The sequence below is a fragment of the Planomonospora sp. ID91781 genome (genome assembly GCF_015711595.1).
GTDB lineage: Bacteria > Actinomycetota > Actinomycetes > Streptosporangiales > Streptosporangiaceae > Planomonospora > Planomonospora parontospora.
Genome location: NZ_JABTEY010000001.1, coordinates 39357 through 65382 on the forward strand (window position 1 = coordinate 39357; position 26026 = coordinate 65382).

The following is a 26026-nucleotide window of genomic DNA, read 5'->3' on the forward strand; positions in this document are numbered from 1 at the left end:
CCTTCGCGTTGCAGACTGGGTCCATGAGCGAGTATCGGATCGAACATGACTCGATGGGCGAAGTGCACGTTCCGGCGGGCGCGAAGTGGCGGGCTCAGACCCAGCGGGCGATAGAGAACTTCCCCGTCTCGGGGCGCGGCCTGGAGAGTCCCCACATCGCGGCCCTCGGCCTGATCAAGGCGGTGGCCGCCGAGGTCAACGCCGAGCTGGGGGTGCTCGACAAGGAGCTGGCCCAGGCGATCGCCGAGGCCGCCACCGACATCGCGGAGAACGAGTGGGACGGGGAGTTTCCGGTCGACGTCTTCCAGACGGGTTCGGGGACCTCCTCCAACATGAACGCCAACGAGGTCATCGCCACGCTCGCCGAGGAACGGCTTGGCCGCCCGGTCCATCCCAACGACCACGTCAACGCCTCCCAGTCGTCCAACGACGTGTTCCCCACCTCCATCCACGTCGCCGCCCTGACCGAGGTGACCTACCACCTCATCCCCTCCCTGCGGCACCTGGCCACCGCGCTGCGCGAGAAGTCGATCGAGTTCGACGAGGTGGTCAAGGCGGGCCGTACGCACCTGATGGACGCCACGCCGGTCACGCTCGGCCAGGAGTTCGGGGGGTACGCCACCCAGATCGACAACGCCGTCGCCCGGGTGCGGAGCGCGCTCCCCCACCTCGCCCAGCTCCCCCTGGGCGGCACGGCCGTCGGAACCGGGATCAACACCCCGCCGGGTTTCGCCACGAAGGTCATCGCGAAGCTCCGCGACGTCACCGACCTCCCCTTCTGCGAGGCCCCCGACCACTTCGAGGCGCAGAGCGCCCGGGACGCGGTCGTGGAGCTCTCCGGGCAGCTCCGGACGGTCGCGGTCTCCCTCAACAAGATCGCGAACGATCTCCGCTGGATGGGATCGGGACCGCGCGCGGGGCTCGGTGAGATCAACCTGCCCGACCTCCAGCCGGGGTCCTCGATCATGCCCGGCAAGGTCAACCCCGTCATCCCCGAGGCCGTGTGCATGGTCGCCGCGCAGGTCATCGGGAACGACGCGGCCATCGCCTTCGCCGGCGCCTCGGGCACCTTCGAGCTCAACGTGGCCCTGCCGGTCATCGCCCGCAACGTCCTGGAGTCCATCCGGCTGCTGGCCAACGTCTCCCGGCTGCTGGCCGACCGCTGCGTGCACGGCATCACCGCCAACACCGGGCGCCTGCGGGAGTACGCCGAGTCGTCGCCGTCCATCGTCACCCCGCTCAACCGGTACGTCGGCTACGAGGAGGCGGCGAAGATCGCCAAGCAGTCGCTGGCCGAGCGGAAGACCATCCGCGAGGTCGTCGTCGAGCGCGGGCACGTCGCGGACGGCACCATCACCGAGGAGCAGCTCGACGCCCTGCTCGACGTGCTCTCCATGACCCGCCCGCCTGACCGTCCCGCTTGAGGGTCCCATCTGCCCGCCCGCCCCGCCCGCGTCACCGGCTCCGTGGGCGGGGCGGGCGGGCAGAGGCGACGGGGCGTTTTCGGCCCGGCCGGGCGCCGTGGAAGGTGATCTGCGAGACTCGGCGCCATGGCACAGATCAAGTTCTACGGCCGCCGCGACGTCTGGGGTCCGCTCCGCCAGGAGCTCTCCGACCTCGTGCACGGCTGCCTGGTCCAGGCGTGGAAGCTCCCCGAGGACAAGAGGTTCCACCGGTTCCTGCTGCTGGACGCCGAGGACCTCGTCTGCCCGCAGCGGAGCGATCGCTATCTGATCGTGGAGATCGTCTGCTTCGAGGGCCGGTCGGAGGAGGCCAGGCGCGAGCTGATCCGGACGCTCTTCGCCTGGACCGGCGATGCGCTCGGCCTCCCCGCCGACGACCTGGAGATCGTGATCCTGGAGTCGCCCCAGGTGAACTGGGGCATCCGGGGCGTCCCCGGCGACGAGCTGGCGCTGACCTACCCGGTCAAGGTCTGATCCCGGCACCCGGGCCGGTCCCGGGTGACCCGTCCCCGTCGGCGGGCGCATCTCACGCGACCTTCGGTGTCGCCCGCATGCCGACGTAGCAGCACGCGGTGCCGTCGGCCAAGGTGGAGAAGACCACGGGCATGTGGTCCTCACTGAAGGAGGGGCCTGCCCCGGAGGCCGCGAACACCGTCTCCGACACCGGGATCAGATCCGCCTCCAGCGGCGGGGACAGGTCCTTCATGCCGTCGACGAACTCGTACCGCAGGTGCGGCGTGCCGTCGTCCTTCCGGCCGACGGTGATGACGACGCCCTCCCGCCGGTAGGTCCCGAGGAACGGCGCGATGTCGACGGCGAGCGGTTGCGCGGGCGGGCCGAAGGGGGCGGGCATCGTCACCCCGGCGAGTTCGGTGAGGAGTTCGCGGAACAGGTCGGCGTAGAGCAGGCGGGCGCTGCCGCCGTTGGTGAGCAGGGCCACGGCGACGCCCGCCCCTGGAACGACGCGCAGGTAGGCGTACTGGCCGATGGCGGCGCCGTCGTGGCCGAAACCGGCGACCCCGTTCCAGTCGTACAGGGTCCAGCCCAGTCCCCAGCCGTCGGCACTGACGGTCCACTTGTCGGGGCTGTCGGCCTCGTGCCGCTGCATGGCCGCGGCCGCCTCCTCGGACAGCACCCGGGTGCCGTCCGGCGCGGCGCCCCCGGCCAGATGCATGCGGGCGAAGCGGGCGAGGTCTCCGGCGGAGACGATGACCCGGCCGGCCGGCCCGGCGGAGCGCGGCATCAGGTCCCAGGCCGGCGCCGGATCGGGATCGGCACCCGGACCGCCCAGGTGGCTCATGGCCACCCGGAAGCGCAGAGCCTCCTCGGGCAGCGTCATCGAGTGCTCCAGCCCGAGCGGCGTGAAAAGCATGTCCTTCAGCGCCCGGTCCCAGGTCTTACCGGTCAGCACCTCGACGACGCGGCCGAGCACGACGTATCCGAGGCTGCCGTACGAGAGCGCGGTCCCCGGCGGGCAGTCCAGCGCCACGTCTCGTGCGGCCTCGACATATCCGGCCAGGCAGTCGTCGCCCCGGCCGGAGTCGTGGTTGAAGTCGTTGGTCACGCCGCCGGTGTGCGACAGCAGCCGCCGGACCGTGATCGCCTTCGTGGCCTCGGGGTCGGGAGTGGCGAACTCCGGCAGCACGCTCACCACCGGCGCGTCCAGGTCCAGCGCGCCGGAGTCGACCAACTGCATGATCAGGGTCGCGGTGTAGACCTTGGCCACCGATCCGGACAGGAAAACCGAGTCGGTGGTCGCCTCCACCCCCGTACCGCGGTGTAACACGCCGCTGGCCAGCTCGTGCACCTCACCGTCGACCAGCACGGCCAGTGACGCGCCCGGCACGCGGTGGGCGGCGCGCAGCTCGTCCAGCCGCGCCTGCCAGCGGGACAGCGGGAAGCCCCGGCCCGTGGAGTCCGTGGTTCCCCGGGCGCCCTCCGCCTTCCAGGCTCCCTCGGCGTTCCAGTACTGCTTCTCGGTCATGTCTTCTCCTCGTGCGTTCGGATGGTGCGTGCGGTCGGGGCGGTGCGGTGCGGTTCGGAACCGGGGTCTCGGAGGACGGCGGCTCACGTCCGGGCGCGCGGCACCCCCGGAACAGGCCGGTGCCACGAACGGCGGAAATGCGCCGCCGCCCTGGAGCCCTCATTTGCCGCGTACGGCGTGCCCTGTACGCGAACACTGTACGCAGAGGGATCGATGTGCGCAACGGAGGATTCTGTGCGCACGAACCGATGCGGCCGCGAGTCGATGGATCAGATGTGCGCAGAAGCGCACGATGTGCGCTAACGTGATCGAAAAAGGAGGCCCCATGCAGACGGACGAGCCGCCCATCCCCTCGGTGTGGGCCCGTCGGCGGGCGAAGCGGGAGCAGCCGGCGCTGAGCCAGGACCGGATCGTCTCCGAGGCCGTCCGTCTCCTGGACGAGGAAGGCGTCGAGGCCCTGAGCATGCGCAGCCTCGGCGCCCGTCTGGGTGCCGGGGCCACCTCGCTCTACCGGCACGTGGCCAGCAAGGACGAGCTGATCGAGCTCGTCGTGGACGAGGTCTACGGCGAGGTCCGGGTGCCCGGCGCCGACGACCCGGACGCCTGGCGGGAGGACCTCGCCCAGTGCGCCCGCAGCCTGCGCGCGATGATCCTGCGCCACCCCTGGGTCGCCTCCGTGCTCGGCCAGACCGGGCTGGCCTCACTCGGGCCGAACCTGATGGGCCGCTCGGAACGCATGATCGCCCTGTTCCGGGCCGCGGGCTTCGCCCCGGGTGAGGCCGATCGGGCCATGAACACGCTCATCGCCTACGTCATCGGCATCGCCACCAGTGAGGCGGCCTACCTGTCGCTGCTCGCCCGCAGCGGCCGGACCGAGCAGGAATGGGCCGACGGCCTGCGGTCGGCCGCTGAGCGGGCCATGCGGGAGCACCCCCTCCTGCGCGAGGAGCACGCCGCCCAGCCGTACGAAGACCCGGAGCGGGTCCGTGAGGAGAACTTCGCCTACGGCCTGGAACGCGTCCTCGACGGCCTGCAGGCCAGGCTCCGCTCCGCCCCGGGCCGCCGGGTCATCCCCTGACCTCCGCGAACGGGGCCGTCCGAAACCGCCCCGTCACCCCCGGAGCCCGGCGAACAGGTCGGTCTCGGGCAGCTCCGTCTCCACCAGCGAGCGGGCGAGGTGGTAGTCCTCCGTCGGCCACACCTCGCGCTCCAGGTCGCGGGGGTGGGCGAACCAGGGGCCGTCCGGGTCGATCTGGGTGGCGTGGGCCTTCATCGCCCGGTCGCGGATCTCGAAGTGGTCGTCGCAGGTCACCCGGGTGGTCACCGGCAGCTCCGGCATGCCCTCGAACCAGTCGTCGGTCACCATCTCCGCCAGCGGAGACGGGAGCCCCCGGGCCAGCAGCCCTTCGTGGATCGCGGTGAACCACTCGCGGGTGAATGACGCGATGTAGTACAGCTTGAGCGGCTGCCAGGGCTCCCCGGTGCCGGGGTAGCGGTCCGGGTCGCCCGCCGCCTCGAAGGCCTCGACGGCCACCCGGTTGGTCATGATGTGGTCGGGGTGCGGGTAGCCCCCGCTCTCGTCGTAGGTGACGATCACGTGCGGCCGGAACTCCCGGACCGCCGCCACCAGCGGCTCCGCCGCCACCGCCAGGTCCTGCACGGCGAAGCACCCGTCCGGCAGCGGCTCCCCCTCGCCCGGCAGCCCCGAGTCGACGAAGCCGAGCCAGCGGTGGCCGACCCCGAGGATCGCGGCGGCCTCGGCCATCTCCTTGCGACGGATCTCCGCCATGTTCTCCAGCACGCCGGGGCGGTCCATCGCGGGGTTGAGCACGTCGCCGCGCTCTCCCCCGGTGCAGGTGCAGACCAGCACGTCCACCCCCTCGGAGACGTAGCGGGCCGTCGTCGCCGCCGCCTTGCTGGACTCGTCGTCGGGGTGGGCGTGCACGGCCATCAGTCGCAGCGGGTTCGCGGTCATCGGCGTCCTCGGTGTCCTCGTGTCCTGGATGTCCTGGGCGTCGGGAGCGATCGGCTCGGACCCGTCCGACCCTAGATCGCGCTTACGACATTTCTCCGAACCGCGGCGGCCGGGAATCCCTTCCCTCGGCCCGCGGGACGCCGCCGCCCGGAGGACGCCGCACCCGAATCCGCGCCGGGAAGGGCTCGCGTGCGGCCGTCACATAACCCGCGAGGGCGGTATGTCGACGGGGGACATGTGAGGGATCCAGGTGATTGCCTAGATTCACTGACATGACTGACCTGACGGGGCGGCGGGCCGTGGTGACCGGAGCGGGCAGCGGGATCGGGCGCGCCTGCGCGCTGCGGCTCGCCGCCGCCGGAGCGCACGTGGTGGTGGTCGACGTGGACGCCGAGGCCGCGGAGAAGACGGCCGCGGACGTGTCGGGGACCCCGGTGGCGGCGGACCTGTCGGCGCCGGACTTCACCGGGGCGTTCCCGGACGGCCTCCTGGCGGGCGCGGACGTCGTGGTGAACAACGCCGGGTTCCAGCACGTGGCGCCCATCGAGGAGTTCCCGCCCGAGGTCTTCTCCCGGATCCTCAAGGTCATGGTCGAGGCGCCGTTCCTGCTGGCCCGGGCGGTCCTGCCCGGCATGTACGGGCGGGGGTGGGGCCGGATCGTCAACATCTCCTCGGTCCACGGCCTGCGCGCCTCGCCGTACAAGTCCGCCTATGTCACCGCGAAGCACGCGCTGGAGGGGCTGTCGAAGGTGATCGCCCTGGAGGGCGCCGAGCACGGGGTGACCTCCGTCTGCGTGAGCCCGGGCTACGTGCGCACCCCGCTGGTGGAGCGGCAGATCGCCGCCCAGGCCGAGGCCCACGGCATCGGCGCGGACGAGGTCGTCGAACGCGTCATGCTCGCGCCCGCCGCGGTGAAACGGCTGGTCGAGCCGGAGGAGGTCGCCGAGCTCGTCGCCTACCTGTGCGGTCCGCACGGCTCGTTCATGACGGGGGTCTCCCTGCCGGTGGACGGCGGCTGGACCGCCCGCTGAGCGGCCCCGCGACAATGAACGGTATGAGCACGCGGGTCTTCCTCGAACTCCTGGCCAGGGAGGCCTCCGCGGTCGAGTTCGAGGGGCCCGTGCTGGCGGCCAGGACCGCCGGGGCCGACGCCGCCACGCTCGCCGAGCTGGAGGAGGCAAAGCTCGCGGCGCTGAAGGTCCGGGCGCTGCTGCGGCGCCGGGCCCGGCGCGAGGCGGAGCTGTCGGCGCTGTTCGACACGGCGGGCGACCTGGCCGCGCTGCGCGACCTGGACGCGGTGCTGGAGGCCATCGTGCACCGGGCCCGGCAGCTGCTCGGCACCGACGCCGCCTACATGACGCTGCACGACCCCGACCGGGGCGACACCCGGATGCGGGTGACCGACGGCTCCGTCTCGGCCAAGTTCCGCTCGCTCCGGCTGGCCATGGGCGCCGGGCTGGGCGGACTGGTGGCGCAGACCGCCACGCCGTACTCCACGGCCGACTACTTCGCCGACGAGCGCTTCCGCCACATGCACGACATCGACGACGCCGTGCAGGAGGAGGGGCTGGTCGCCATCCTCGGCGTCCCGCTCAAGCTCGGCGGGCGGGTCATCGGGGTGCTGTTCGCCGCCAACCGGAGCGTGCGGCCGTTCACCCAGGACGAGGTGGTGCTGCTCGGCTCGCTGGCCGCGCACGCCGCGGTGGCCATCGACAACGCCCGGCTGCTGCAGGAGACCCGCAACGCGCTGGAGGAGCTCAGCGAGGCCAACCGGCGCCTCAACGCGCACAGCGAGGCCGTGGAGCGGGCCGCGCTCGCGCACGACCGGATGACCGGGCTGGTGCTGCGCGGCGGGGGTGTGGAGGACGTGGCGGCCGTGGTCACCGAGGTGCTCGGCGGCTCCCTGGCGGTGCTGGACGACGCCGGGCGGCCCATCACCGGCGACCTCGGCGGGCCCGGCGAGCACGCCGTCCGGGCCAGCGCAGGTCGCACGGCCCCCTCGGGCGATGCGGACCGGATGGACGGCGCGGACCGGGCGGACGGGCCCGGACGGCTCGACGCCGCCGCGATCGCCGAGGCCGCGCAGTCGTCCCGGACGCTGGGCCGTACCGTCCGGCGGGGCGACCTGCTCGTCGCCTCGGTGGACGTCGGCGGCGAGCCGCTGTGCACGCTCGTCCTGCGGACCGGCCGCCAGGTCTCCGACACCGACCACCGCATCCTGGAACGGGCCGCGCTGGTCACCGCCCTGCTGCTGCTCTTCCGCCGTACGGTGGCCGAGGCCGAGGGCCGGGTCCGCGGCGAGCTGCTCGACGACCTGATCTCCCGTCCCGGCCTCGGCGGGCTGGGCGAGCGGGCCCGGCGGGTGGGCGTGGACCTGGACGGCGACCACGTGGTGATCGTGGTCCGGCACGACGGCGGACGCGAGCGGGCGGCCTTCTGGGCCTCCTCCCGGGCCACGCTGGAGCACGGGCTCGCCGCCCAGCGCGGGGACGAGGTGGTGCTGCTGCTGCCCGGAGGTGATCCCGGGCTGCTGGCCAAGCGGGTGGCGGCCGAGCTGAGCGCCTCCCTCGGCCATCCCGCCACGGCCGGCGCCTGCGGCCCCGTGCGCGGCATCGCCGGGGTCGCCGCCGCCCACCGCGAGGCCCGGCGCTGCGCCGACGCGCTGCGGGCGCTGGGCCGGGCCGGAGAGGGCGCCGGCGCGGCCGAGCTGGGCTTCGTCGGCCTGCTGGTCGGGGAGGGACGCGACATCGGGACGTTCCTCGACTCGGCCCTCGGTCCGGTGATCGACTACGACGCCCGCCGGGGCACCTCGCTGGTCGGCACGCTCACCGCCTATTTCGGCACCGGCGGCTCGCTGTCGCGTACGGCGGAGGCCCTGCACATCCACGTCAACACCGTCACCCAGCGCCTGGACCGGATCGGCCGGCTCCTGGGAGCGGGCTGGCAGGAGCCCGAACGCGCCCTGGAGCTCCAGCTCGCCCTCCGGCTCCACCGGATCAGCCACCCCACCGCCTGAGCGGGACCCACACAGGCCGTCCGCGGGGTATGGTGCCGCGCCCCATAGGAGTGACGCCGGTCACTACGTACGGTGAGCCGACATCCCCCAACGGCGTCTCTCCCTGGTGAGTGAAGATGATGGCAGAGAAAACCCGCACCCCCATCGGCAAGATCGTCGGCGCCAGCCTCATCGGCACCACGATCGAGTGGTACGACTTCTTCCTGTACGGTTCGGCCGCCGCGCTGGTCTTCCCCGCGCTGTTCTTCCCCAAGTCCGATCCGCTCACCGGCACCCTGCTGGCCTTCCTCACCTACGCGGTCGGCTTCGTCGCCCGCCCGCTGGGCGCCCTGGTCTTCGGTCACTACGGCGACCGGCTCGGCCGCAAGAAGCTGCTGGTGCTCAGCCTGCTGCTGATGGGCGGTGCGACCTTCCTGATCGGATGCCTGCCCACCCACGCGGCGATCGGCGCGGCGGCCCCGCTGCTGCTGACCGCGCTCCGGCTCGTCCAGGGCTTCGCGCTCGGCGGCGAGTGGGGCGGCGCGGTGCTCATCGTCTCCGAGCACGGCGACGCCGGGCGGCGCGGCTTCTGGGCCTCCTGGCCGCAGGCCGGGGCCCCCGGCGGCAACCTGCTGGCCACCGCCGTGCTCGCGCTGCTGGCCGCGGTCCAGTCCGACGAGGCCTTCACGAGCTGGGGCTGGCGAGTGCCGTTCCTGCTCTCCGGCGTGCTGGTCCTGGTCGGCCTGTGGATCCGGCTGAGCATCAGCGAGTCGCCGGTCTTCCAGCAGGCCGTCGCCCACGCCGGGCCGAAGAAGACCATGCCCATCGTGGACGTCTTCCGCCACCACTGGCGGGACGTGCTCACCGCCATCGGCGCCCGCTTCGCCGAGAACGTCTCCTACTACGTGATCACCGCGTTCGTCCTGGTCTACGCCACGGAGGCGGCCGAGCTGGAGAAGGGCTTCGTGCTCAACGCGGTGCTGATCGGCTCCGCCGTGCACTTCGTGTCGATCCCGATGTGGGGCGCGCTCTCCGACCGGCTCGGCCGGCGCCCGGTCTACCTGCTCGGCGCGGCCGGGGTCGGCCTGTGGGCGTTCGCCTTCTTCCCGCTGATCGACACCGGGAACTTCGCCGCGATCACCCTCGCCGTCACGGTCGGCCTGATCCTGCACGGCGCGATGTACGGCCCGCAGGCGGCGTTCTTCTCCGAGCTGTTCGCCACCCGGATGCGCTACTCGGGCGTGTCCATCGGCGCCCAGCTCGCCTCGATCGTGGCCGGCGGCCTCGCCCCGCTGATCGCGGTGGCCCTGCTGCAGTCCTACGGCTCGGCGCTGCCGGTCATGCTCTACGTGGCCGGAGCCGCCGTGCTCACCCTGGCCACCGTGTTCGCGGCGAAGGAGACCAGGGGCCGCGACCTGGCCACCCTGGGCGACGCCCCCCGGTCCCCCGGCACCGCCGGAACCACCGGAACCGCCGCCGAGCCCGCCTCCCGCGGCTGAGCCGGACGAGAGGCCACCCGATGGGACTCCGACCGGGACTCCGTCCCGTACTCCGCCACCTGCTCGCCTCCGGCCTGGCGGTCACCGCCGCGGCCACCGCCGCGCTGACCGCGGCCGCCCCGGCGGCCCAGGCGACCCCGGCCGCCCCGGCCGCTTCGAAACCTCCGGCAACCCCGGCTGCCCTGACCGCCCCGGCCGCGAACGCGTCACCGGACGGGCCCGCGGGCGAACCCGGGAGCAGGTCCGCGGACGGCGAACCCGGGGACAGGCCCGCGGGCAGGCACTGCGCCCGCCAGGAACGGATCAAGGTTCCCGGGGCCGAGCACCAGGTCGCGGCCTGCCTGGACGACCTGACCACGGCCGGGACGACCGCCACCGGGCACACCGACCCCGCGGACTGGGCCGGGCTCCACCCGGCCGGGGCCGTCAGCCCGACCGGCGTGCCCGGCATCCAGATCGACGGCTACTTCCCCGACACCTCCACCACCAACACCAACCACGGCTGGAACCACGACGCGCAGTTCGTGCTCCGCCTCCCGGACGCCTGGAACGGCGGGCTGGTCGTCGCGGGCACGCCGGGCAACCGCGAGCAGTACGCCAACGACTTCACGATCTCCGACTGGGCGCTGGCCCGGGGCTACGCCTACGCGGCGACCGACAAGGGCAACACCGGTCTCGCCTTCTTCAGGGACGGGCGCGAGCCGGGGGACGCGATCGCCGAGTGGAACGAGCGCGTCACGCAGCTCGCCGTCGCGGCCGGGTCCGCCGTCCGGCAGCGGTACGGCACGGCCCCGCGCCGCACCTACGCCGCGGGCGTCTCCAACGGCGGCTACCTGGTCCGCTGGCAGCTGGAGAACCGGCCGTGGCTGTACGACGGCGGGATCGACTGGGAGGGCACGCTCTGGCGGGTCAGGGGCGACAACCTGCTGACCTTCCTCCCGCCGGCGCTCCGGGCCTACCCGCAGGGGGACGCCGAGGCGATGTACGCCGCCGGGTTCGCGCGCGGCTCGGAGTTCCTCTGGCCCTACCACCACCAGGTCTACTGGGACCTCACCCAGCGGATCTACCGGGAGGAGATCGATCCGGGCTACGACGGCGCCGCCGAGGCGGGCACGCCGTACTGTGCCCCGGGGGTCCCGGGCACCCCGGCCTGCGACGCGGACTACGACTACGCCGCGCGCAGGCCGTACGAGGCGGTCAGGAAGATCGCGCTGACCGGCAGGATCGGCAAGCCGCTGATCACGCTGCACGGCACGCTGGACACCCTGCTGCCGATCTCCCGCTCCGGGGACGTCTACGCGGGCATGGTCGGCGCGCGCCGGCCCTTCCGCTACTACCGGATCGAGGGCGGCAACCACGTCGACGGCCTGTACGCGGCGTACCCCGACCGGATCCGCCCGATCCTGCCGTGTTTCCGGAGCGCCTTCGAGGCCCTGGAAGGGTGGGTGGAGCGGCGGCAGAGCCCGCCGCCGAGCGCCACCCTGCCCCGTCCGGCGGGCGGCGACCTCGCGAACGGCTGTCAGCTGGGCAGGTAGCGCCGCTGCAGGGTCCGGGTGAACCGCATCATGTTGCGGGCCCCCGGGATGCGCGTCGCGATGCGCCGCAGCAGCGGGTAGCGCCGTTCGGGGAGACGGGCCGCGGCGGCGGGGTGGACCTCCACCCCGCCGAAGCGGTTCATCCGCACCCGGAAGCGGAGCCCGATCTCCTGCCCCTCCATCCGCAGGAACGGCGTCCAGCGGCCGGGGACCAGCAGGTCGCGCTGGGGCAGCCGCCTGGTCGGGACCTTCGCGACCAGGCTCCCGCCGATCATGCCGGGCTCGCCCGGCTCGACCAGGGCCGGGACGGAGATCTCCCGCCGCCCGCCGGCCCGGCGCAGCACCAGCTCGCCGGGGGGCCCGCCCCCCTCCGGCAGGTACGGCACGGGCACCACGAAGAAGACGTGGTCACGGCGGCGCACGCTCGTGGTGTCCTGCGAGACGAGGGCGATCGCGTCGGACAGCAGCCGGGGCTCCACGCAGACGCCGGGCAGCCCCTCGTCGCACCACCAGGGGACGACCGGCCGTCCGGGATAGTCGGCCAGCGCCCCGGAGTGCTCGAACGGCTCCCCGGTCACCCGGGCGCGGGCCCGGTGCGGCCCGCCGTGCATGCGGACGTGGATCTCCCAGAACCCGGACGGCAGCGGCTGGCCGAGGAACGTGGAGGTGACGTCGAACGAGGCCGTCCCGGTGACCTGCACCCGCATCCGGTCGCGGTGCGGCAGGAGGACCACCGACGACGTCACCGGGATCATGTGGACCATCCCGGTGTCGCGGTGCCGGAGGTAGGCGTCGAACCCGGCGGCTGCCACCGCCTCGGTGACGTCGGTCACCCGTTCCGCGGAACCGAGCCCCTCCAGCGGGATCGGGGGCTTCCAGAGCAGGCGGTCTCCGTGCGGCACGAAGCAGGTGGGGGTGTCGCCGGTCCACATCAGCTCCATCGTGATGCCCAGCTCCAGCACACCGCCGTTCCAGGCGAGCTCCTTCAGGTCGGCCTTCAGGTGGGTCTCGCGGGTGGCCTGCGAGAGCATGACGAGCTGGTCGGGCCGCCCGGCGCGCAGCAGCGCCGCGCGCATGCGCAGGTGGACCGGGAGACGGTCGTCGAGCCGCTCGGGGAAGCGCGCCAGGACCAGCTCCCGCAGGGCGGTGAAGACGGCGGACCGCTCCCGCGAGGACAGGCTGAAGACGTCCCCGCCGAGCTGCGGCAGGATCGCGGTGCGGAACCAGTGCGCGTACATGCGGTCGCGCCTGCGCCCGTCGGGCACGGCCTCGTCGACGGCGTCGAGCAGCGCGCGCAGCTCCGCCGCCTGGACGGCCGGGGGGACCGGCGGCTCCGGCCGCTCCCCCAGGTGGCAGCAGACCTCGCCGGCCATGACGGTGATGTTCTCCGCCCGCAGGTAGGCCCGGACGGCGAAGGCCTGCTCCGACAGGGTCCCGCCGGGCTCGGGGAAGGTGAGCCGCTCGGTCGCGAGGAACGCCCTGCGGTAGAGCTTGTGCGGGGTGAGCAGGGAGAGCAGCCCGTCGGTGAGGATGTCGGCGTGCTCCCGGTCGGCGTCGAACGCCCGGGGCGGCGGGCCGTCGCCCCCTTCCAGCCGCCCGACGAGGATGTCGGCGTCGGTCGCCATCGCGCGCTCGTACATCCGCTCCAGGGCCGTGCGCTCCAGGCGGTCCGTCTGGCCCATCAGGTAGACGTACTCGCCCTTGGCGACCTCCAGGGCGGCGTTGCGGCCCCGCATCGGCGAGCCGGTGGGCGGCAGGTGGAGCACGCGGACGTTCGGCCAGGCTCCGGCGACCATGGCCAGGCGCTGCCGTGTCCCGTCGTCCGATCCGTCGTCGGCGAAGATGACCTCGAACTCCTCCGGGGACATCGACTGCTCGACCGCCGAGTGGATACACGCGTTGGCGGTATCACCGGGGTTGCGGACCGGCACCACCACGCTGACCTTCACACCCATGCGGCCAGGATGCGGTGCTTACCGCCCCTGGCCGGTCAGACGTGCCGCTTTCTGGCGTTTCAGTACCGGCCCTTGGCCCGGGAGTGGTCCCGCGCGTCAGTACCAGCCCTTGGCCTGGGAGTGGCCCCACGCTCCACAGGGACTGCCGTACCGGCCCTTGATGTAGGTCAGCCCCCACTCGATCTGGGTGGCGGGGTTGGTCTGCCAGTCGGCGCCGGCGCTGGCCATCTTGTGGCCGGGCAGCGACTGGGGGATGCCGTAGGCGCCGCTGGAGCGGTTCATCGCCCGCTCGTTCCAGCCGCTCTCCTTCATCCACAGCTTCTCCAGGCAGCCCCACTGGTCGCCCCAGCCGCGGGCCTCCAGCATCTGCTTGCCCAGGGCCTTGTTGCCGGTCGGGTTCGCGGTGCCCGCCGGGAGCTGCTTGGGGTCGAACCCGCCGCCGCCCGGCGCCTCTTTGACGATCTTGATGTGGTCGAGCGGCTCCCGGCCCTCGCGCTTGCGCCGGAGGGCGTCCTCCTTGAGCGCCTGGGCCGCCTGGGCCTTCAGCGCGTCGGCCGCGGGGTCGGGCCCGAACGGGTCGCCGCCGAGCGCCCTGGCCAGTTCGTCCAGGGCGAGCGGCTCCTGCGCGGGGGCGGAGGCGTTCTGGATCGCGGTGTGCGCGGTGTAGGCGCCGCCTCCGACGAGGACCACGGTCACCGCGGCGATGACGGCGATGCGCTTGGGCGTCAGGCCGCCGCGCTTCCCGCCGGGCCCCGGCCCTCCCCGCCTCCCGCTCCTGGGCGGCTCACCGCCCGCGGACGTGCCGCCGGCCGGCGCGGCGCCGGCGGACGCGCTCCTGGCCGGTCTCCCGGACGCGCGGCGGGAGCGGCGGGCCTGGCGCCCCGTGTCCTGCGGGCGCTCTCCCTCGGGTTGCGACGATCCTGGACTCACGACCTATGAGCTTGCCTTGACCAGGGGGGTGGTCCGCAACCGGAACGGAAGATCCGGATGGTTTTCCCCGGAGAGTCCCATGACCTTTTCATTACCGATTGCCTGATTACCGGGGACTTTCCCGATATCAAGGCCAGAGATGTGACTTTGGTCACATAAATGACAACCTGCCCCAGCACCCTCCACGGCCCCGCGAACCCGGCGCTCCCCGCCCGCTCCGGCCTCGCCTCGGCCCTTCCCGTCCCCTCGCCGACCACGTCACATTTTCATGACAAGTAGGGGCTTATGGGGTGTTGGAAGAATAATGACCGGGTGGCCGGCATACTCCTCGTCGAAGACGACCCCTCCGTCCGGACCGGTCTCGAACTGGCCCTGGCCCGTCAGGGGCACTCCGTGACCTCCTACGCCACCGGCGAGGAGGCGCTCGACCACATCCGGTCGCGCCGCCCGGAGATCGCCGTCCTGGACGTCATGCTGCCCGGGATCGACGGCGTCGAGGTGTGCCGCCGGATCCGCAGGATGGACCAGCTGCCGGTGATCCTCCTCACCGCCCGGGGTGACGACCTCGACGTGGTGGTGGGCCTGGAGGCGGGAGCCGACGACTACGTGGTCAAGCCCGTGGAACCGCGGGTGCTGGACGCCCGGATCCGGGCGGTCCTGCGCCGGGCCGAGTCCGTCTCCTCCGACCGCGTCACCTTCGGCGACCTGGTCATCGACAAGGGTGCGCTGAAGGTCTCACTCGCCGGTCACGAGATCCACCTGACCCCCACCGAACTGCGCCTGCTGCTGGAGCTGGTCCGCCACCCCGGCCAGGTGCTCAACCGCAGATATCTGCTCCGGGCCGTGTGGGACCACACCCACGCCGCGGACTCCCGGCTAGTGGACGCCTGCGTGCAGCGGATCCGCGCCAAGATCGAGCCCGTGCCCGCCGAGCCCGTGTTCATCCACACCGTGCGGGGCTTCGGCTACCGGTTCAGCCCGCCGTGAAGCGGATCTACACCGGGCTGCGCGGGCGGCTGGTCATCGCCTTCACCGTGATCGCCGTCACGGCGTCCGCGCTGGTCGCGGGCATCGGTTACGAGCTCGTCAAGAACCGGGTCATCGAACGCGCCGAGGAGGTGGCCGTGGCCGACGTGCGCGAGACCCTCCAGGGCACCCGGGTGCCGATCGGCGCGCTCTGGCCGGGGGACGGCCCTCCGACCGACCTGGAGATCTCCGCCCTGCAGATGAGCCTGCGGGCGCAGAACCGGGCCGTGGTGGTCCTCTACGAGGACTACCTGTACCCCGACGGGGACTTCGGCCTCGCCGACGTCCCCGCCGACCTGCGCGCCCGGGCCGCCGGCCGCATGGTGACCAAGAGACAGGAGATGCGGGGCGGCATGTGGCTGGTGATCGGCACCCCCGTGTGGCGGGTGGAGCCCATCCACATCGCCCAGCCCACCGGCATGAGCGTCTTCGTGTTCGTCCCCCTGGCGCAGGAGGAGCAGCTCCTGGGCGGCATGCGCCGGCCGCTCGCCACGGCGGGCGCCATCATGCTCGCCATCGCGCTCGCCGTGGCCCTGCTCTCGGCCCAGCGCGTGCTGCTCCCGGTCCGGCGGCTCGGCTCGGCCGCCCGCGCGCTCGGCGCCGGGCACCTGGACACCCGGCTCCCCGTACGCGGCCAGGACGAGCTCGCCGAGCTCACCGCGACGTTCAACGACACCGCCGCCGCGCTGGAGCGGAGCGTGTCCGAGCTGCGGGCGCTGGAGGCGATGTCCCGCCGGTTCGTGGCCGACGTCTCCCACGAGCTGCGGACCCCGCTGACCGCGATGACCGCGGTGACGGACATGCTCTCCGAGGAGGCCGAGCGGCTGCCCCGCGAACCCGCCACGGCCGTACGGCTGGTGCTGCGCGAGATCGAACGGCTCCGCACCCTCGTGGAGCAGCTCATCGAGGCGAGCCGGTTCGACTCGGGCACGGCCGTCCTCAACCTGGAGACCGTGAGCGTCGCCGAGGCGGTCCACGACTGCCTGGAGATCCGGGGCTGGTCGGAGCAGGTGGAGGTGGAGGTCCCGGCGGGACTCGCCTTCTCCGTCGACCCCCCGCGCTTCGACGTGATCCTCGCCAACCTGGTCGGCAACGCCCTGCGTCACGGCGAGCCCCCGGTCGTGGTCGCCGCCCGCGCCACCGCCCACGGCCTGGAGGTGAAGGTGCGCGACCACGGCGGAGGGATCCCCCCGACGGACCTGCCGCACGTGTTCAACCGCTTCTACAAGGCCGGCCGGAGAGGCGACGGCAGCGGACTGGGGCTCTCCATCGCCCGCTCCAACGCCCAGTTGCACGGCGGCACGATCTCGGTGCGCCCGCAGCGGCCGGGCACGCTCTTCACGGTCTGGCTGCCCTCCGCGCAGACCTCCGCACGCACCTCCGCGCAGGCCCCCGCATGAACCTCCGCACGCACCTCCGCGCAGGCTCCCGCATGAACCTCCGCACGAACCTCCGCGCAGACTCGCGCACGAACCTCCGCGCGCGCACCCGTACGGACCTCCGCGCGGCCTCCCCCGCAGACCCGGGCGCGCGCACCCGTACGGCCTCCTCCACCCGCACGGGGCGGATCACGGCGCCGGCCGCCGCCGTGCTGGCCGTACTGGCGGCGGCGGGGTGCGGCATCTCCCCCACCGGCGTGCGGGACAGCGGCCGCCCGCCGGTGATCAGTTACAGCCCGACCTGGGTGACGGTCTACATGGTCGACGACGGGACGCTGCAGCCCGTCCGGGTCCCGGTGGCCTCGGACTCGACCGAGAACGTCGTCAAGAGCCTCTTCCGCGCCGGGCAGCAGCCGCCGCGGCCGGGGCTGACCAGCGAGCTGACCGGGTTCGACTACTACGACATCAAGACCACCCGGTACACCGGCCCCTCGCAGCGGAGCGAACCCACCGACGACCTCGGCTACCGGCTGAACGTGATCGTCACCGGCGAGGGCAGGGTCACCCGGCTGGGACTCGCCCAGATCACCTGCACCGTCCGGCAGAACAAGCAGGCGAGCATCTGGAGCGTCGAGATCACCAGGCTCTTCCCCGGCACTCCGGAGTCGCTGGGCGAGCACAGCTGCTCCGAGTACAAGGACCTGGCGGGCCGGGGGGTGCGCCTGCCCCCGTGAGCCGGGCGGCACCCGGCCGGGCCGTGCCCGTCCCGCCCCGCGCCTTCATCGCGCCGCCCCGTGTCGATCCGGACGGCGCCGCGAGACCGCGGAGAAGCGCCCGGGGCGCGGCCAGCCGCCCCCTTGCGGGAAGGGGGCGGCGGGACCGGCCTACACCGTGAAGTCCTCCAGCATCTCGGTGACCAGCGCGGCGATCGGCGAGCGCTCCGAGCGGGTCAGCGTGACGTGCGCGAACAGCGGGTGGCCCTTGAGCTTCTCCACCACCGCGACCACGCCGTCGTGCCGGCCCACCCGCAGGTTGTCCCGCTGGGCGACGTCGTGGGTGAGCACGACCCGGGAGTTGGCGCCGATCCGGCTCAGCACCGTCAGCAGCACCCCGCGCTCCAGCGACTGGGCCTCGTCGACGATCACGAAGGCGTCGTGCAGCGAGCGGCCGCGGATGTGGGTGAGCGGGAGCACCTCCAGCATCCCCCGGTCGATGACCTCCTCGATCACCTCGGGCGTGGTGACCGCGCCCAGGGTGTCGTAGACGGCCTGCGCCCACGGGCCCATCTTCTCGTTCTCGGAGCCGGGCAGGTAGCCCAGCTCCTGGCCGCCCACGGCGTACAGCGGGCGGAAGACGATGACCTTGCGGTGCTGGCGGCGCTCCAGGACCGCCTCCAGGCCCGCGCAGAGCGCGAGGGCGGACTTGCCGGTGCCGGCCCGGCCGCCCATCGAGACGATGCCGACCTCGGGGTCCATGAGCAGGTCCAGGGCGATGCGCTGCTCGGCGGAGCGGCCGTGCACGCCGAACACCTCGCGGTCGCCGCGGACCAGGCGGACGGACTTGTCCGGCAGCACCCGGCCCAGCGCCGAGCCCCGGCTGGACAGCAGCCGCAGGCCGGTGTGCGTGGGCAGCTCGCGGGCCTCGGCCAGGTCCGCGACGCGGTGCTCGAAGAGCGTCTCGATGTCCTCCTCGGTCACCTGCAGCTCGGCCATGCCGGTCCAGCCGGACTCCACGACGAGCTCGGCGCGGTATTCCTCCGCGGCCAGCCCGACGGAGGCGGCCTTGATCCGCATCGGGAGGTCCTTGGAGACCAGCACCACGTCGAGGCCCTCGGAGGCCAGGGAGCGCGCGACGGTCAGGATGCGGGTGTCGTTGTCGCCGAGGCGGAACCCGGCGGGCAGGATGGACGGGTCGCTGTGGTTGAGCTCGACCCGGATGGTGCCCTCGCCGATCGGCATGGGCTCGTCCAGACGTCCGTGGGTCACCCTCAGGTCGTCGAGGTACCTCAGCGCCTTGCGCGCGAAGTAGCCGAGTTCGGGATGATGGCGCTTGGCCTCCAACTCGGTGATGACGACGATCGGGAGGACGACCTCGTGCTCGGCGAAGCGGCTTATCGCAGCCGGGTCCGCCAGGAGGACCGAGGTGTCCAGGACGTACGTCTTCCGGTTGCCGGCCGGAGACGTGGATGCGGACGAAGGGTGTGCCACGCGTTCTCCCCCGGGCGCCCTGGGGGGCGCCCTGCCATGAGCTGGGATGCGGACCGGACCCGGGACCGCGCTCGCGGCATACCGAGCGGGCGCCGGCGACCGGCCCCCCTCAGCAGGTCGTGACGCAAAGGCGGGCCCTCTCCGGAGTAGGCGGGCTTCGCCCGCCTACTTCTTACGGTACGTCCTGAATACCCACCGTCCAATGGGCCATGCGTGACCGAAAGGGGGTGTTCACGTTGCGTTTCAGGTGCCGTACCTGCGATGCCGCGCGGCGTAGGAGCGGAGCGCCCGGAGGAAGTCGACCCTGCGGAAGTCGGGCCAGTAGGCCTCGCAGAAGTAGAACTCGGAGTGGGCGCTCTGCCAGAGCAGGAATCCGGAGAGCCGCTGCTCTCCCGAGGTCCGGATGACCAGGTCCGGGTCGGGCTGGCCGCGCGTGTAGAGATGCTCCGCGATGTGCTCCACATCGAGGACCTCGACCAGGTCCTCGATGGTCGCCCCCTTGCTGGCGTGCTCCAGCAGGAGGGAGCGCACCGCATCAGCGATCTCACGCCTTCCTCCATACCCAACCGCAACGTTCACAATCAAACCTGGACGGTGCGATGTTGCTTCTTTTGCATTTTTCAGGACATGTGCCGTGTGATCGGGCAGGAGGTCAAGGGCTCCCATCGGCTTGATGTGCCAGCCGTCCGCCACGAGCTCCTGGACCACGTCCTCGATGATCTTCATGAGGGGTTCCAGCTCGTCCTTGGAGCGGTTGATGTTGTCGCTGGACAGCAGCCACACGGTGACGACCTCGACCCCGGCCTCCCGGCACCAGCAGAGCAGCTCGGAGATCTTGTCCGCGCCCTTGCGGTGCCCCCGGCTGACGTCGTCGATGCCCATCGACCGCGCCCAGCGCCGGTTGCCGTCCACGATCACGCCGACGTGGCGGGGCACCATGTCCCTGTCGCGGGACAGCTTCGCCTCCAGCCGCCGTTCGTACAGCCGGTAGACGAGATCGCGCACGCCCATGTGGATTCCCTCCCGCGAGCGCCCATCGCCTGCGGACGCCGACAGGCAATTATCGCCGCCCGCGGGACCTCTCCGCCCCTCCGCTCAGGCGCGCGCGGCGTCCCCGGGCACCTGCGCCCGCAGCCGCTCCTCGGCCTCCTCGACGAGTTCCCGTACGAAGACGCCCAGTTCGGCGGAGGTCAGCACGGCGCGCAGCCCCACCCCGCCGCTCCCCCAGGCCTCCAGGAACGCCCTCCTGGTCAGCCGCCACTCGCCCGGGGCGCCCCGTCCGGCGCCCTCGCCCCCGGGCACCCAGACCGGGATCGTGCGCAGCCGGCAGCGGAGCTCGCCCCCGCCGACCAGGCCCGTCCGGGTCCGGTAACGAAAGGCGAACAGTTCCTCGTCCCGCTCTCCGCCCTCCTCGCCGCCGGAGCGGCCCGGCAGCCCGGGGAAGCGGTCGTCGGGGTCCGGCCATCCCGCCGCCCGGTCGGCGCGCGCCTCGGCCACCCCCCGCGCCAGCCGGGCGAGGAACCAGCCGCACCGCTCGCCCACCGTCCCGTACGGCATGCCGTCGCGGCGGAGTTCGAGCGTGACCTCGTACGGCTCACCGACGCTGTCCCGGCACACCACGGGCGTGACGGTCAGGCACGATCCGTCGACGCAGCGAAGTTCCCCCACGTCAGGGAGCGTATCCCGCCTCGTCCCGGCAAAACGTCCGGTTCACCGTCCGTCGTCCTCCCAGGGGTCCCGCTCCCCGCCCAGCCACCGGGTCAGGCGGGCCCACCGTCCGGCCGGCCGCGGCGGTCCGGTGCCGCTTCCGCTCCCCGGTCCGCTCCCGGCCTCCGGTCCGTCGTTCCCGGGCCCCGATCCGTTCCCGGGCCCCGTCCGGTCCCCGCTTCCGGCACCGGCACCGGCCGGGATCCGCCCGGTCCGGGCGAGGTGCCCGGCGAAGTCCGCGGCGTCGGCGCGGGAGCCGCCCGGCGGCTTGGGACGGCCGGAGGCGTAGGCGGCGAACTCGGCCCGGAAGTCCTCGCCGAGGGCCTGCACCAGGTCCGGGCGGAGCCGGGCCACCGCGCTCCGCCGCTTGGCGACCAGGCTCGCCGTCTGGATCCGCAGCCGCTCCCCGTCGAACCCCGGGGGCGCCTGCGCCCCCGCCACCAGGGCGGCCAGCAGCCCGGCCTGCGCCCTGGCCAGCTCCTCCCGCCCGGTCTGCGTGACCGGCTCCTCCGGCCCGGCCTGCGCCCCGGCCGGCTCCCTCCGCCCGGGCCGCCCGCCGGAACCGGGGCCTCCGCGGTCGTCCGCCCGCGCCCCGGCGGGCTCCTCCGGGGGAACGGCCTCAGCCACGGGCCATCGCCTCGCGGATCCGGCCGAGCTCGGCCTCCAGCGCGGCGTCGCTCGGGTAGTCGGCGTCCCACTCCAGCAGCACCCCGGGCGGGTCCACCCGGGCGCAGAGCTCCGACAGGACGGCCAGGATCTCGTCGGAGACGTGCGCGGTGTGGGTGTCGTGCCAGACGCCGCCGTGCTCGTGGCCCCCGGCCACGTGGACGTAGGCGAGCTCGGACAGCGGCAGCGCGTCGAGCGCCCCGACGGCCGGCAGGCCCAGGTTGACCTGGTTGGTGTAGAGGTTGGCCACGTCGACGAGGAGCCCGACCCCGGTCGCGGCGACCAGTTCGCCGAGGAACTCCGCCTCCGTCATCTCGTCCTCCGGCCAGCCGAAGATCGCCGCCACGTTCTCCAGCGCCAGCGGGACGGGCAGGGCGTCCTGCGCCCGCCGTACGTTCTCCGTCACGACCGCGAGCGCCCGCCGGGTGCGCGGGACCGGGAGCAGGTGACCCGCCTCCAGCCCGCCCGCGCGCACGAAGGCCAGGTGCTCGCTGACCAGCGGCGCGCCCAGCGCCTCCGCGCAGGCCGCCAGGTGCGCCAGCCGGTCGGGGTCCGGCGGCTCCGCCCCGCCCACGCCCAGCCCGACCCCGTGCGGGATCACCGGCACACCGCGGGAACGCAGCACCCGCAGCGACTCCGGGAGGCGGCCGGGGCGGATGTTCTCCGCGATGACCTCGACGAAGTCGACGCCGGGCAGGCGTTCCACGGTCAGGTCGATCTCCGGCCGCCAGCCGATGCCGACGCCGAGCCGCTCACCCATCGCCGCCACCTCCCCGCTCACCTGCCGCCGCAGCCGTCGGAACCCCGTTCATCCGCCACCGCAGCCACCGCCACCGCAGCCCCCACCGCCGCCGCAGCTGGAGCCGCCGCCCGAGTCGCCGCCGGAACCCCCCGAACCGAAGTCGCCGCCGCCGTAGCCGCCGGAGCCGAAGTCGCCGCCGCCGTAGGTGGCGTCGCCCGAACCGCCCGAACCGCCGCCGCACGCGCCGCCCACGTACGCGCCGCCGCCGTCGGAGTGCTTCAGCTCCTCCTCCAGCGCGGGGTCGCCGGCCTCGCTCAGGCCGTACAGCGCGACCGGGGCGCCGACCGCGAAGGCCAGGTCGCCGCTCGTGTCGTGGCGGGATCCCCGGATGTGCACCCGGCGGGCGGAGTCGAGCACGTCGCGCCCGGCCCGGGTGAGCACGTTGCGCAGCGCCTTGCGCTGCGTGCCGTAGGTGATCAGGCCGATCAGCGCCGCCGCGAAGCCGATCAGCACCGCGCCGATGCCCAGGCCGGGTTCCGCGACGTCCACGACGGCGAGCAGCACGACGGCGTCGACGGTGAAGAACGCCGCGAGCAGGGCGGCGACCAGGAGCCGCCGCAGCGACCTGCCCGCCCCGTCCAGCGCGCCGCCGGGCACCAGCAGGCCCATGCGCTCCAGGTCGACGCGCAGGGCCGCCATGGCCGGCGCCTCGGCCACCGTACGGCGCAGCTCCCCGGCCGGGCAGGTGCCGGAGCGGGCGGCGAGGGCCGACAGGACGGCCTGCTCGATGCCGTCCGGGGACGGCGGGGCCCCGGCCACGAGGCCGATCTGCCCGCCCCGCGCGACCCGGATGCCGCCGCCCCTGGCCAGCATGGCGAGCGCGGTGTTGACCGTACGGCGCGGCCCGCCGGCCAGGTAGGCCAGGTGGTAAGGGGTGATCGGCCGTCCCTTGTGGTGTGCGGCGGCCTCGCGGACCTCGCGCTGCTGCCCGCTCAGGACCGTCGACACGATGACCACGGCCCCGAGCAGGGCGACCGCGATGACGAACAGTACGACTTCCACGTCCGCCTCCTGGGGGAAGGGGCGTCGGCCCCGTTTGTCAGGTAGACGCCCGGGGCTCCGCGGAAGTTTCAGCCCGAAGGTCTCGATTCGGCCGCTGCGCCGGAACGCCCCCGCCCCCGCGGCTCCCGCCGGAGGAGACGCGAAGCGGGAGGTCCGGGCAGGGACGGACCAGCCGCCGCCCGCGGCCGGCGCGGCCGACGCCGTGTTCGCCGCGGTGCTCGCCGCCGGGCGCGACCCGGACCCGCCGGGCCGCGCCGGATCAGGGGTCAGCCCAGGCGCTCGACCAGGGTGTTGTACTCGTCCCAGAGCTCCTTGGGGCAGTGGTCGCCGAAGGTCTCGAAGAAGGACGGGATCAGCTTCGCCTCCTCCCGCCAGACCTCCCGGTCCACGGTCAGCAGGGTCGCGAGGTCCTCCTCCGACAGGTCGAGGCCCTCGGTGTCCAGCTCGGCGGGGAGCATGCCGATGGGCGTCTCGACCGCCTCGGCCCGGCCGTTGAGGCGGTCCACGATCCACTTGAGCACGCGGCTGTTCTCGCCGAAGCCCGGCCAGATGAACCTGCCCTCGGCGTTCTTGCGGAACCAGTTCACGTAGTAGACGCGCGGCAGCCGCGCGCCCTCGCGCTCGCCGATGCTGATCCAGTGGGCGAAGTAGTCGCCCATGTTGTAGCCGCAGAACGGCAGCATCGCGAAGGGGTCGCGGCGCAGCTCGCCGACCTTGCCCTCGGCGGCGGCGGTCTTCTCGGAGGCGATGTTCGCCCCGATGAAGACGCCGTGGTTCCAGCTGCGCGCCTCGGTGACCAGCGGGACCGCGGTGGCGCGGCGGCCGCCGAACAGGATCGCCGAGATCGGCACCCCCTCGGGGTCCTGCCACTCGGAGGCGATGGTCGGGCACTGGCCGGCGGGCACCGTGAAGCGGGCGTTCGGGTGGGCGGCGGGTTCGCCGCTCTCCGGCGTCCAGTCGCGGCCCTTCCAGTCGGTCAGGTGCGCCGGGGGCTCGTCGGTCAAGCCCTCCCACCACACGTCGCCGTCGTCGGTGAGGGCGACGTTGGTGAAGATGCTGTTGCCCCAGAGCGCCTTGATCGCGTTGGCGTTGGTCGACTGGCCCGTGCCGGGCGCGACGCCGAAGAAGCCCGCCTCCGGGTTGATCGCGTACAGCCGGCCGTCGTCGCCGAAGCGCATCCAGGCGATGTCGTCGCCGATCGTCTCGACCTTCCAGCCCGGGATCGTCGGCTGGAGCATGGCGAGGTTGGTCTTGCCGCACGCGGACGGGAAGGCCGCCGCGATGTAGCGCGTCTCCCCGCTCGGGGGGGTGAGCTTGAGGATGAGCATGTGCTCGGCCAGCCAGCCCTCGTCGCGGGCCATGGTGCTGGCGATGCGCAGCGCGTAGCACTTCTTGCCCAGCAGGGCGTTGCCGCCGTAGCCGGAGCCGTAGGACCAGATCTCGCGGGTCTCGGGGAAGTGGCTGATGTACTTGGTGGAGCTGCACGGCCACGGCACGTCGGCCTGGCCGGGCTCCAGGGGGGCGCCGACCGAGTGCACGGCCTTGACGAAGTCGCCCCGCTCCTCGATGAGGCGGAGGGCGGGCTCGCCCATCCTGGTCATGATCCGCATCGAGACCGCGACGTAGGGCGAGTCGGTGATCTCGACGCCGAGCTGGGAGATCTCGCCGCCGAGCGGGCCCATGCAGAAGGGGACCACGTACATCGTGCGCCCGCGCATGCAGCCGGCGAAGAGCTCGCCGAAGGTCGCGCGCATCTCGGCCGGGGCGATCCAGTTGTTGGTCGGCCCGGCGTCCTCCTCCTTCTCGGAGCAGATGTAGGTGCGGTCCTCGACGCGGGCGACGTCGCTCGGGTCGGAGGCGGCGTAGAAGCTGTTCTGCCGCTTGGCCAGGCGCTTGAACGTGCCCTGCTCGACCAGCAGGTTCGTCAGGCGCGTCCACTCGGCCTCCGAGCCGTCGCACCACTCGATCCGGTCCGGACGGGTGAGCTCGGCGATCTCGTTGACCCAGGCGATCAGTTCCTTGTGGGTGGTCGGACTGGGGGCGGATACGTCAACGGTTGCGGTCACTGTGGCGGCTCCTCACGCTTCTCAGGCGGAATCATCATCGACAAGAAACCGGACGTAATCCAATTGGCGTAGACCAGTGAATTAGCTCCGGCTCGTGTCCCGGCGGACCCGCCCCCAGTCCCACCGTCGGACGTATGGGCTGGCAGGGGCCGCGATGACTGGATTCCTCTACCCGAAAGAAGCGGGTTTAAATAAACCGCACCATGGATTGGTATAGGCCACTGAAAGAGGTCTAAACCAATGAGCCGAAAGGTTCAGACCACTTACCGCCCTCTTTTTCCTGGCCCGCCTCAGGAAGTCACGTCGGGACCCGCCGCCCGCACCCGGTCGACGTGCTGGAGAGCGTCCCGCAAATCAGCCAGCCAGGTGTCGGCGTGCCGCCCCACCAGGCGCACGCACCAGGCGAGCGCGTCGCTGCGGCTGCGCGCCACGCCCGCGGCCACCAGGGTGTCCAGCACCCGGCGCTCGGACTGGCGGAGCCGCGTCATGACGGGGACCGACAGTGTGGTGAACATCACCCTCTCCCCTCCGACCGAGACGCCCCAGGAGACCTTCCTCCGGAACCGGTGCTCGGCCTCCGAAGCGATCTCGATGCGCCGCTCCCTGGTCTCCTCCCGGAAGCGCTGCACCGCCCCCTCCAGCGCGGCCACCCGCTCCACCTCCGAGACGCCCTCGGCGGACGCGGGCGGGCGGAGCACCCCCACCACCGTGATCTCCTCGCGGTCCAGCGCGATCTCGAGCGGACCGTCGAACCACCCCTCGGGCATGCGTCCCGAGAACCAGCCGCGCAGCTGCGCCTCTACTTCTTCGTTCTCCATGTAATGAAGATTACACC

General features: G+C 72.9%; 22 protein-coding genes. 10 read left to right on the top strand and 12 right to left on the bottom strand.

Annotated elements, in window-relative coordinates:
* The first annotated feature begins 23 nt into the window (after window positions 1–23).
* Window positions 24–1424: an aspartate ammonia-lyase gene (locus HS048_RS00170; RefSeq protein WP_068901222.1), complete on the top strand. Its 1401-nt coding sequence runs from the start codon at window positions 24–26 to the stop codon at window positions 1422–1424.
* A 126-nt stretch (window positions 1425–1550) separates the two neighbouring features.
* Window positions 1551–1937: a tautomerase family protein gene (locus HS048_RS00175; protein WP_068901220.1), complete on the top strand. Its 387-nt coding sequence runs from the start codon at window positions 1551–1553 to the stop codon at window positions 1935–1937.
* A 52-nt stretch (window positions 1938–1989) separates the two neighbouring features.
* On the opposite strand, the gene HS048_RS00180 is transcribed toward HS048_RS00175, so the two are convergent.
* Window positions 1990–3447 carry a serine hydrolase gene (locus HS048_RS00180; protein ID WP_068901219.1) on the bottom strand — a complete coding sequence of 486 codons (1458 nt, stop codon included), beginning with the start codon at window positions 3445–3447 and terminating at the stop codon, window positions 1990–1992.
* Between the two features lie 325 nt (window positions 3448–3772).
* Between HS048_RS00180 and HS048_RS00185 the strand changes: the two genes are divergently transcribed.
* Entirely contained in the window at window positions 3773–4525 is a 753-nt protein-coding gene (locus HS048_RS00185; RefSeq protein ID WP_196465763.1) for a TetR/AcrR family transcriptional regulator, read from the top strand.
* Between the two features lie 33 nt (window positions 4526–4558).
* Here the strand turns inward: HS048_RS00185 and mca are convergent, their stop codons facing one another.
* Window positions 4559–5422, bottom strand: a complete 864-nt coding sequence (mca, locus tag HS048_RS00190; protein ID WP_068901217.1) for a mycothiol conjugate amidase Mca — start codon at window positions 5420–5422, stop codon at window positions 4559–4561.
* A 272-nt stretch (window positions 5423–5694) separates the two neighbouring features.
* Here mca and HS048_RS00195 point away from each other — a divergent pair, with 272 nt between their 5' ends.
* From HS048_RS00195 to HS048_RS00210, 4 genes are all read left to right on the top strand, one after another.
* Window positions 5695–6453, top strand: coding sequence for a 3-hydroxybutyrate dehydrogenase (locus HS048_RS00195; protein WP_068901215.1), 759 nt, complete (start codon window positions 5695–5697; stop codon window positions 6451–6453).
* A 23-nt stretch (window positions 6454–6476) separates the two neighbouring features.
* Window positions 6477–8438 carry a helix-turn-helix domain-containing protein gene (locus tag HS048_RS00200; RefSeq protein ID WP_230880668.1) on the top strand — a complete coding sequence of 654 codons (1962 nt, stop codon included), beginning with the start codon at window positions 6477–6479 and terminating at the stop codon, window positions 8436–8438.
* Between the two features lie 119 nt (window positions 8439–8557).
* Window positions 8558–9916 carry an MFS transporter gene (locus HS048_RS00205; RefSeq protein ID WP_084008818.1) on the top strand — a complete coding sequence of 453 codons (1359 nt, stop codon included), beginning with the start codon at window positions 8558–8560 and terminating at the stop codon, window positions 9914–9916.
* Between the two features lie 20 nt (window positions 9917–9936).
* Entirely contained in the window at window positions 9937–11451 is a 1515-nt protein-coding gene (locus tag HS048_RS00210) for a tannase/feruloyl esterase family alpha/beta hydrolase (RefSeq protein WP_196465765.1), read from the top strand.
* Here HS048_RS00210 and HS048_RS00215 read toward each other — a convergent pair.
* Both HS048_RS00215 and HS048_RS36605 read right to left on the bottom strand, forming a co-directional pair.
* Window positions 11436–13406: a glycosyltransferase family 2 protein gene (locus HS048_RS00215; RefSeq protein ID WP_196465766.1), complete on the bottom strand. Its 1971-nt coding sequence runs from the start codon at window positions 13404–13406 to the stop codon at window positions 11436–11438. The genes HS048_RS00210 and HS048_RS00215 overlap by 16 nt on opposite strands.
* A gap of 96 nt (window positions 13407–13502) precedes the next feature.
* Window positions 13503–14336: a transglycosylase SLT domain-containing protein gene (locus tag HS048_RS36605; RefSeq protein ID WP_307832324.1), complete on the bottom strand. Its 834-nt coding sequence runs from the start codon at window positions 14334–14336 to the stop codon at window positions 13503–13505.
* A 312-nt stretch (window positions 14337–14648) separates the two neighbouring features.
* Here HS048_RS36605 and HS048_RS00225 point away from each other — a divergent pair, with 312 nt between their 5' ends.
* From HS048_RS00225 to HS048_RS00235, 3 genes are read left to right on the top strand one after another with little or no spacing between them, the layout of a single operon-like run.
* Complete coding sequence (locus HS048_RS00225) at window positions 14649–15323, top strand: response regulator transcription factor (RefSeq protein WP_084008798.1); 675 nt, start codon at window positions 14649–14651, stop codon at window positions 15321–15323.
* The gene (locus HS048_RS00230) at window positions 15320–16762 is read left to right on the top strand and encodes a sensor histidine kinase (RefSeq protein WP_196465767.1); all 1443 of its coding nucleotides are present in this window, start codon (window positions 15320–15322) and stop codon (window positions 16760–16762) included. Before HS048_RS00225 ends, HS048_RS00230 begins: the two co-directional genes overlap by 4 nt.
* Window positions 16763–16794: 32 nt before the next feature.
* Window positions 16795–17475 (top strand): hypothetical protein, encoded by a 681-nt coding sequence (locus HS048_RS00235; RefSeq protein ID WP_196465768.1) that lies wholly within the window; start codon window positions 16795–16797, stop codon window positions 17473–17475.
* A gap of 150 nt (window positions 17476–17625) precedes the next feature.
* Here the strand turns inward: HS048_RS00235 and HS048_RS00240 are convergent, their stop codons facing one another.
* The 8 genes from HS048_RS00240 to HS048_RS00275 all read right to left on the bottom strand — a co-directional run bounded on the left by HS048_RS00240 (window position 17626) and on the right by HS048_RS00275 (window position 26009).
* Window positions 17626–18948 carry a PhoH family protein gene (locus HS048_RS00240; RefSeq protein ID WP_068901199.1) on the bottom strand — a complete coding sequence of 441 codons (1323 nt, stop codon included), beginning with the start codon at window positions 18946–18948 and terminating at the stop codon, window positions 17626–17628.
* Window positions 18949–19191: 243 nt separating this feature from the next.
* Window positions 19192–19959, bottom strand: coding sequence for an isoprenyl transferase (locus tag HS048_RS00245; protein ID WP_068901197.1), 768 nt, complete (start codon window positions 19957–19959; stop codon window positions 19192–19194).
* A gap of 84 nt (window positions 19960–20043) precedes the next feature.
* Window positions 20044–20616, bottom strand: a complete 573-nt coding sequence (locus HS048_RS00250; protein WP_068901195.1) for a hypothetical protein — start codon at window positions 20614–20616, stop codon at window positions 20044–20046.
* Window positions 20617–20658: 42 nt separating this feature from the next.
* On the bottom strand, window positions 20659–21282 hold the full coding sequence (locus HS048_RS00255) for a hypothetical protein (RefSeq protein ID WP_196465769.1): 624 nt from the start codon (window positions 21280–21282) through the stop codon (window positions 20659–20661).
* Complete coding sequence (locus HS048_RS00260; protein ID WP_068901191.1) at window positions 21275–22081, bottom strand: DUF692 family multinuclear iron-containing protein; 807 nt, start codon at window positions 22079–22081, stop codon at window positions 21275–21277. The genes HS048_RS00255 and HS048_RS00260 overlap by 8 nt, the downstream gene beginning before the upstream one ends.
* Window positions 22082–22129: 48 nt before the next feature.
* Window positions 22130–23125: a TIGR04222 domain-containing membrane protein gene (locus HS048_RS00265; protein WP_196465770.1), complete on the bottom strand. Its 996-nt coding sequence runs from the start codon at window positions 23123–23125 to the stop codon at window positions 22130–22132.
* A 266-nt stretch (window positions 23126–23391) separates the two neighbouring features.
* Window positions 23392–25191 (bottom strand): phosphoenolpyruvate carboxykinase (GTP), encoded by a 1800-nt coding sequence (locus HS048_RS00270; protein WP_196465771.1) that lies wholly within the window; start codon window positions 25189–25191, stop codon window positions 23392–23394.
* Between the two features lie 290 nt (window positions 25192–25481).
* The gene (locus tag HS048_RS00275) at window positions 25482–26009 is read right to left on the bottom strand and encodes a hypothetical protein (RefSeq protein ID WP_068901184.1); all 528 of its coding nucleotides are present in this window, start codon (window positions 26007–26009) and stop codon (window positions 25482–25484) included.
* Window positions 26010–26026 lie beyond the last annotated feature (17 nt).

What these genes read in the sequence shown, in the direction of transcription:
- HS048_RS00200 (WP_230880668.1), top strand. Translation starts at nt 6,477, where the DNA reads ATGAGCACGCGGGTCTTCCTCGAACTCCTGGCCAGGGAGGCCTCCGCG.
- HS048_RS00180 (WP_068901219.1), bottom strand. Translation starts at nt 3,447, where the DNA reads ATGACCGAGAAGCAGTACTGGAACGCCGAGGGAGCCTGGAAGGCGGAG.
- HS048_RS00170 (WP_068901222.1), top strand. Translation starts at nt 24, where the DNA reads ATGAGCGAGTATCGGATCGAACATGACTCGATGGGCGAAGTGCACGTT.
- HS048_RS00175 (WP_068901220.1), top strand. Translation starts at nt 1,551, where the DNA reads ATGGCACAGATCAAGTTCTACGGCCGCCGCGACGTCTGGGGTCCGCTC.
- HS048_RS00235 (WP_196465768.1), top strand. Translation starts at nt 16,795, where the DNA reads ATGAACCTCCGCACGAACCTCCGCGCAGACTCGCGCACGAACCTCCGC.
- HS048_RS00195 (WP_068901215.1), top strand. Translation starts at nt 5,695, where the DNA reads ATGACTGACCTGACGGGGCGGCGGGCCGTGGTGACCGGAGCGGGCAGC.
- HS048_RS00185 (WP_196465763.1), top strand. Translation starts at nt 3,773, where the DNA reads ATGCAGACGGACGAGCCGCCCATCCCCTCGGTGTGGGCCCGTCGGCGG.
- HS048_RS00215 (WP_196465766.1), bottom strand. Translation starts at nt 13,406, where the DNA reads ATGGGTGTGAAGGTCAGCGTGGTGGTGCCGGTCCGCAACCCCGGTGAT.
- mca (WP_068901217.1), bottom strand. Translation starts at nt 5,422, where the DNA reads ATGACCGCGAACCCGCTGCGACTGATGGCCGTGCACGCCCACCCCGAC.
- HS048_RS00275 (WP_068901184.1), bottom strand. Translation starts at nt 26,009, where the DNA reads ATGGAGAACGAAGAAGTAGAGGCGCAGCTGCGCGGCTGGTTCTCGGGA.
- HS048_RS00260 (WP_068901191.1), bottom strand. Translation starts at nt 22,081, where the DNA reads ATGGGTGAGCGGCTCGGCGTCGGCATCGGCTGGCGGCCGGAGATCGAC.
- HS048_RS00210 (WP_196465765.1), top strand. Translation starts at nt 9,937, where the DNA reads ATGGGACTCCGACCGGGACTCCGTCCCGTACTCCGCCACCTGCTCGCC.
- HS048_RS00245 (WP_068901197.1), bottom strand. Translation starts at nt 19,959, where the DNA reads ATGGGCGTGCGCGATCTCGTCTACCGGCTGTACGAACGGCGGCTGGAG.
- HS048_RS00205 (WP_084008818.1), top strand. Translation starts at nt 8,558, where the DNA reads ATGGCAGAGAAAACCCGCACCCCCATCGGCAAGATCGTCGGCGCCAGC.